This window comes from Staphylococcus sp. EG-SA-2, assembly GCF_017152085.1.
In genome coordinates this window covers 1-6,805 of record NZ_JACYHC010000382.1, presented here as the reverse complement: position 1 = coordinate 6,805, position 6,805 = coordinate 1, and the positions used below count along the sequence as shown (strand labels likewise).

General features: G+C 32.4%; 7 protein-coding genes and 1 pseudogene. 2 read left to right on the top strand and 6 right to left on the bottom strand.

Annotated features, from left to right (window positions below):
• From IDG60_RS03590 to IDG60_RS03570, 5 genes and pseudogenes are all read right to left on the bottom strand, one after another.
• Window positions 1-144 (bottom strand): annotated as a pseudogene (locus IDG60_RS03590) (GNAT family N-acetyltransferase); the annotation flags it as partial.
• Between the two features lie 35 nt (window positions 145-179).
• Complete coding sequence (locus tag IDG60_RS03585) at window positions 180-1,214, bottom strand: NAD(P)/FAD-dependent oxidoreductase (RefSeq protein WP_000655971.1); 1,035 nt, start codon at window positions 1,212-1,214, stop codon at window positions 180-182.
• 10 nt (window positions 1,215-1,224) lie between these two features.
• Window positions 1,225-1,341 (bottom strand): hypothetical protein, encoded by a 117-nt coding sequence (locus tag IDG60_RS03580; RefSeq protein ID WP_001801916.1) that lies wholly within the window; start codon window positions 1,339-1,341, stop codon window positions 1,225-1,227.
• Window positions 1,342-1,445: 104 nt separating this feature from the next.
• Complete coding sequence (locus IDG60_RS03575; protein ID WP_001253464.1) at window positions 1,446-1,877, bottom strand: DUF2871 domain-containing protein; 432 nt, start codon at window positions 1,875-1,877, stop codon at window positions 1,446-1,448.
• 206 nt (window positions 1,878-2,083) lie between these two features.
• A complete protein-coding gene (locus tag IDG60_RS03570) occupies window positions 2,084-3,361 on the bottom strand; it encodes a YhgE/Pip domain-containing protein (RefSeq protein WP_001020016.1) in 1,278 nt (425 codons plus the stop codon).
• 160 nt (window positions 3,362-3,521) lie between these two features.
• On the opposite strand from IDG60_RS03570, the gene IDG60_RS03565 reads away from it, so the two are divergent.
• The gene (locus IDG60_RS03565; protein ID WP_000656771.1) at window positions 3,522-4,145 is read left to right on the top strand and encodes a TetR/AcrR family transcriptional regulator; all 624 of its coding nucleotides are present in this window, start codon (window positions 3,522-3,524) and stop codon (window positions 4,143-4,145) included.
• 45 nt (window positions 4,146-4,190) lie between these two features.
• Window positions 4,191-5,135 (top strand): magnesium transporter CorA family protein, encoded by a 945-nt coding sequence (locus IDG60_RS03560; protein WP_000633068.1) that lies wholly within the window; start codon window positions 4,191-4,193, stop codon window positions 5,133-5,135.
• Window positions 5,136-5,219: 84 nt separating this feature from the next.
• Here IDG60_RS03560 and IDG60_RS03555 read toward each other — a convergent pair whose 3' ends face one another.
• Window positions 5,220-6,662 carry a sucrose-specific PTS transporter subunit IIBC gene (locus IDG60_RS03555; RefSeq protein ID WP_001108116.1) on the bottom strand — a complete coding sequence of 481 codons (1,443 nt, stop codon included), beginning with the start codon at window positions 6,660-6,662 and terminating at the stop codon, window positions 5,220-5,222.
• Window positions 6,663-6,805: the final 143 nt, after the last annotated feature.

Here is a 6,805-nt window from a genome sequence, read left to right as displayed (position 1 = left end):
ATCTTTATCATACAAGGTTACTGTAAATAAGGCATTAGGTAATCCTTTTTCAGCTGCTTCGCGCGTCTTTGGACTCATACCTGCGTTAATCCTTAATGCGCAATAATCCTCGCAAGTCGGAATATCATATGTCACTTTAACCATTATTTACCCCACTTTTCATCACACAATATATCAACCTAGTATAAATGTTTATTTACAATAGTCTTATTCGCTTCTTTAAACACTTCATGATGACTTGAAACATAACCCTCTGCATTCGCATCTGGTTGGATATATGTTTTAGCAAGGTTCGCTGCATTTGCACCATCACTAAATGCACTTGCAATTAGATGTGATTTTGCATCATGATAAACAATATCTCCACACGCATAGATACCAGGTATACTAGTTGTCGTATTACCAAATCCTTTAACACGACAATCATCATGCATATCTAGCTTTGAAGATGTTTCACTCAATAATGTATTACAACGATCAAACCCATGACTAATAATGACATCGTCAAATTTAACTGTATGCCTATCGCCACTTTCAACATGTTCCAAAACAACTTCACTTATATGCGTTTCATCATCATTGCCGACCAAGTATTTAATACGTGTTTTTGGGCATAGTTTCACATTTAAATCTGTCACCAACGTTTTCATCGCTTCATGACCACTTACATCTTCTTTTCGATAAACAACTGTCACGCTTTTAGCAATCTTGGCAATATCATGCGCCCAATCTAATGCTGTATTTCCTCCACCTGATATTAATACATCTTTATCTTTGAAACGTCTGTAACTTTGTACAACATAATGTAAATTAGTTAATTGATATCTCTCTACACCTTTAACATCTAATTGTTTTGGATTAATAATACCCGCACCAATTGCAATGATAACTGCTTTCGATGTATATATTTCTCCCGCTTCTGTTTCAACTTCGAAATGACGTTCTGCCTTTTTCCTAATATCTACCACACGTTCATTCAAATGAACTTCCGGTTTAAAATATAATCCTTGCTTAATTGTATCTTTTAAAATTTCATGACAAGGTTTTGGCGCAATGCCGCCAATATCCCAAATAATTTTTTCAGGGTAAATTCTCATCTTACCCCCTAATTCAGATTGAACATCTATCAATCTTACAGACATATCTCGCAATCCAGCATAAAAGCTTGCATACAAACCAGACGGACCGCCACCAATGATTGTAACATCTTTCATTATGTGCCTCCTATGACTCTCTATATTCATTTCTTTCATTAACGTGCTCAAATTGATAATTATTATCATTTAAAGCCATTATACTATTAATATTTATATTGTTAAAATAAATCGCATAGTTAATCATGAATTATCAATAACTATCCCATCACAATATAAAAACACACCTTTCAAAGTAAGAAACAACAATGTTCCTTTGAAAGATGTGTATATTTTTTAGTTCTAGTTATATTATTTTTTAAAAGACTCATCACGTGGTTCTTTAAGAATTGCTTGTCTTAAAAGGAAAAATAGCAACAATAAACCTGCAAGCATACCTGTGTGCCCAATACCTGCAAAGCCTGCAAATGCTTCTGGAGAGTATGATTTACCAGTGACTTGGAAGAATCCTTTTGTCACCATCATACCTATAGTAACGATAACACCTATGTTATATACATAGAAGAACCAGTTAAATAAGTAGTAACTTGATAATTTAAATAACTTCTCCAATGGTAATAATATTAAAAACATAAACATACCTAAAATAAGTGTATGTGTGTGTACAAGTGATAATTGTGTTGTACCAGTAAAATCATATGCTTTTGTTAGCTCTCTATAGAAAAAGCCACTAAATAAACCTATGATCATATAAAAAAGAAATGAATATAATAACCTACGCATTTTGAATCCTCCCTCACCTTTTCATTATATCCGATTATACCTATTATAACAGTGACAAAAAAGCGAAGATATGACACAACTGAATTTGGTTTAGCACATAGTATGACAGCTAAAATAACTTTACATCAAGCGCTATACAAATAAAATAGCTATACCATGACGCTCGCTACAAACGTCTTGTATAGCTATTATTTCTATTTATTAAATTATGACGGCACTTCAGTACGTTTTGTGCTATGTTTTCTAACAATAGCTGAAACTAAACTTGATACAGCGCCAAAAATCATAAACCCTATAAACATCCACATTGTACTATTTAATTCAATATGATGATTCAAGTATAATAGTTCTCTTACACTTGTTGCATAGTGTGTGAATGGATTCCAATCATATACATATTTTTGATAACTTTCAGGCAACATTTGTTTAGGTAACGTTACAAGTTGCATACTAAAGAACATTAAAATGAAGAAAATTGGAACTGACTTCATACCTAGCCATACCATAACACCTAAAATAAGGCCCACGAAACCAAGAATCGCAAATGCTACAAAAATTGCGATACGATTTGGATGGTCAAAATCAAATCCTTGAACGCCTTGCATGAAATAAATATAAACAAAGCTACCTGCAAATGCTGCAACAACTGCAAATATCATCTGTCCAATTGAAGCAATGATACGATGTTGCACGACGATATTGTTACTAGTTCTAAATGCAAAGAACAATAAGATAGACGTTACGATTGAACCTATCCAAATTGGCATAAACATTAGGAATGGTGCATTACCACCTGCTTGGTGATCTTTAACTTTATTAAGTTTTTCATTATCCACTTTTACTGGATTCGTCAAACCATTGATGTCCGCGGCATTGACTTTAACATTTTGACTCGTTAATGTTTCCAAACTTTGCTTCGTAATTTGAGCATTAATATTATCACCCATACCAGTTAACACAGCTGATGCAATTTGTGAACCTTGTAAGCTTGATCCTTCACTTACAATCGTTTTAAATTTAGCCTGCTTAACCTCTACTTGTTGATTCCCCATTTTTTGTTTCATTTGTTGAACCACTTGTGGCGGAATTTCACCTGAAGCAACTTTTTGTTGCATTTCTTCTTTTTTACTATCCATAACTACTTTTTGTGTTTTACTCATAGCATCTTTTGAAAAGTCTTTATCAATAATAGCTACTCCAAAGATTTTTTGATCTTTCAAATCTTTTTCAAGGTCTTTTTCACTATCAACCTTAACCCATTTAATTTTATTAGAATCACTATCTAATAATTTATCCTCTAATTTTTTACCAATGTTAACATTTTTATCTTGAATCGTTGTACCTTTATCCTCGTTTAATATACCAATTGGTAAATCTTTTGGTTTAGGATTATATGCAGGATAAAAAGCTAAAGAAAAGATTACCAAGATAATCATAGTTGCTATTGGCGCAATCCATAATAATTTATTTTTAAATATATTCATTTTATTAATTACCTCCTTATTAGACAATGTGTTGAATATTTCGCATGTTGTCTATTATAATATGTAAGTGGGAATAAACAATACACAATGTTCATCAATACGTTCATTAATAGACAAATACACCCACATTGTTCAATAACACAAGGAGGTTGATTTATTTTTGAAAGAAGATAGGCGAATTAGAAAGACAAAGTCCTCCATTAAACAAGCGTTCACTAAATTACTACAAGAAAAAGATTTAGAAAAGATTACCATTCGCGACATAACAACACGCGCTGATATCAATAGAGGGACATTTTACTTACATTACGAGGATAAATATATGTTACTCGCAGATATGGAAGATGAGTATATTTCAGAACTAACGACATATACTCAATTTGATTTGTTACGCGGTTCTTCAATTGAAGACATTGCGAATACTTTTGTAAATAATATACTCAAAAATATTTTCCAACATATTCATGATAATTTAGAGTTTTATCATACTATTTTACAATTGGAACGCACGAGTCAATTAGAATTGAAAATCAACGAACATATCAAAAATAATATGCAACGTTATATTAGTATCAATCATTCTATCGGAGGCGTTCCAGAGATGTATTTTTACAGTTACGTTTCCGGAGCAACAATTTCAATTATTAAATACTGGGTAATGGACAAACAGCCCATTTCAGTTGATGAATTAGCTAAACATGTGCATAATATTATTTTTAATGGTCCATTAAGAATAATGGCAGAAAACCGTTTGCATAAATCAAACCTTGATTCACTAACTTAAGTAATACTCGCTTTTCCTAAATCCTTTAGAAAGGAACTATATATCATGATTACTTCATTCAGACATTCTGAAGATATAGATAAACATATTATAAAAACACCATTAGATCATACAGCGTCATGGATTAATGTAGTAGAACCAGACCGAGAAGAAATTGAAAATCTTATGGAACAATATAATATACCTGAAGACTTTATACGTGACCCTTTGGACTCAGAAGAAAGTTCCCGTATTGAATATGACGAAGATACTGGTTACTCATTAATCATTATTGATTTACCTATCGTCAATTCAACTAATCGTAGCGTTCTATCTTTTGTAACGATTCCATTAGGCATTATTATTGGCAACGGTATTATCGTAACAGTTTGTGACGCTGAAAATGAATTTTTAGAAAATTTACCTAAGCGTGATATTAATTTAAAATTTCACAGCAGATTTGCATTAGAAATTTTAACTACTATTGCCGACCATTATAATCGTAACTTACGATTACTTAATAAAAGTAGAATTCGTATTGAGAAAGAACTAAAAAATAACATTACTAACAAACAACTTTTCAAATTAATGGAAGTTGAAAAAAGTTTAGTATACTTTTTAGCTGCCTTAAAAGGTAACGATACAATTATTAAAAAGTTATTCCGTTTACCTGCAATTAAACGTTTTGAAGAAGATGAAGAATTACTAGAAGATTTAATCATTGAAAATAACCAAGCCATCGAAACAACAGAATTACATCAACGTATCTTAGAAAGTATCACAACATCATACGCTTCCTTATTATCTAATGATATGAATACGATTATGAAGACATTAACACTTTTCACGGTACTATTAACGTTACCAACGCTCGTATTTAGTTTCTTCGGTATGAATGTGCCGTTGCCAATTGATGACCATAGTTATATATCTTGGATTATTGTGGTAGGTATTTCATTAATTCTTGTCGTAATTGTTAGTATTTTCTTATGGCGTAAACAGAAATTATAACTAAATTAAAAGGTATGACAGCTTAAAGTTTCATCCTATTGCATTTGCAATGACTGATACTTTGATTACTGTCATACCTCTTTTTTATTCTACAACTTCTTTATTTGCTTTTCTTTTAGATAAAATTAAAGTAACTGTTATAGCAATGATGAATGATATTGTCATACCAACAAAGTAGTGTAACCATCCTGCATGTACTGGATTGATTGAAATAAATCCTGGCAATCCAGCAGTTCCTAATGCGATTGCTTTAACCTTGAAGAAAGCAATATATGCTGAACCAATACCTGATCCAACGATAGCGCCAATAAATGGATATCTTAGTTTTAAGTTAACACCAAACATAGCCGGTTCTGTAATACCAAGTAATGCTGAAATACCTGCGGCAGATGCCACACCTTTTAACTTCTTATTTTGTTTAATAATAAAGAACGCTGCAATTGCTGCACCACCTTGTGCAACATTAGACATTGTCGCAATCGGGAATATAAATGATCCACCCGTTTTAGTGGCATCTGCAATTAATGTCGTTTCTACAGCTATAAAGCTATGATGCATACCTGTAATAACAATCGGAGCATACAATAATCCGAATATTAATCCACCAATTGCACCACCAAATTCATAAAGCCATGTTAAACCATCTGATAACCAGTAACCTAATTGTCGAGTGATTGGACCTACAAATGAAAATGTTAGAAATGCTGTTATAAAAATAGATAACAATGGTGTTAACAAATTATCTAACACCGTTGGAATAACTTTGCGTAACCCTTTTTCAATTGAGGCTAAGATATAAGCTGCTACAAGCATAGGTAACACTTGTCCTTGATAACCTACTTGATTAATATGCAAACCAAAAACATCCCAATATGGAATAGCCTTACCTGCTTCAACTGCTTTTGGGAAATCGTATGCGCTCATTAGCGATGGATGAACTAGTATCATACCTAATACAGCACCTAAAAATGGATTGCCACCAAAGCGTTTTGCTGCACTAAATCCAATTAAAATTGGTAATAATGTAAATGGTGCATTCGCAAAAACATTTATCATTTCAGCTAATCCAGCAAATTGACTATATACATCTATCAATGATTTACCTGAAAAGAATAAATCTTTCGCAGTCAAAATGTTATTTAACCCCATTAATAAACCACCAGCAACGATGGCTGGTATAATCGGAACAAAGATATCTGAAAGCATTTTTACAAATCGCTGTAACGGATTCATATTTTTAGCAGATTGTGCTTTGACTTCCGAAGTGGTTGATGCTTCTTTTCCAGTTAATTTTTCCAGTTCACTAAATACTTTATTGACTGTACCAGACCCAATAATAATTTGGTATTGTCCCCCAGTAGAAAACGTCCCTTTAACTACATCCATATTGTTTAGCGCCTCTTCATTTACTAAACTTTCATCATTTAAAACTAATCGTAGTCTCGTTGCACAATGCGCCATTGCATCTAAATTCTCTTCTCCGCCTATCGCGTTCAAAATATCTTCTGCGGATTGCTTATAATTCATATATTTAGCCTCCTAATTAGAACCGGTTCCATTTATTCCACTTTATTGTAACCGGTTCCAAAAATATTTGCAACACTCTATTATCATTTTATATAAACACCTACACCATTTTTGATAGCGCATTCATTTTTATTGCTATACTA

Excerpts from the sequence above, each read along its gene's own strand:
- IDG60_RS03555 (WP_001108116.1), bottom strand. The coding sequence starts at position 6,662 with ATGAATTATAAGCAATCCGCAGAAGATATTTTGAACGCGATAGGCGGA.
- IDG60_RS03585 (WP_000655971.1), bottom strand. The coding sequence starts at position 1,214 with ATGAAAGATGTTACAATCATTGGTGGCGGTCCGTCTGGTTTGTATGCA.
- IDG60_RS03580 (WP_001801916.1), bottom strand. The coding sequence starts at position 1,341 with ATGATTAACTATGCGATTTATTTTAACAATATAAATATTAATAGTATA.
- IDG60_RS03570 (WP_001020016.1), bottom strand. The coding sequence starts at position 3,361 with ATGAATATATTTAAAAATAAATTATTATGGATTGCGCCAATAGCAACT.
- IDG60_RS03560 (WP_000633068.1), top strand. The coding sequence starts at position 4,191 with ATGATTACTTCATTCAGACATTCTGAAGATATAGATAAACATATTATA.
- IDG60_RS03575 (WP_001253464.1), bottom strand. The coding sequence starts at position 1,877 with ATGCGTAGGTTATTATATTCATTTCTTTTTTATATGATCATAGGTTTA.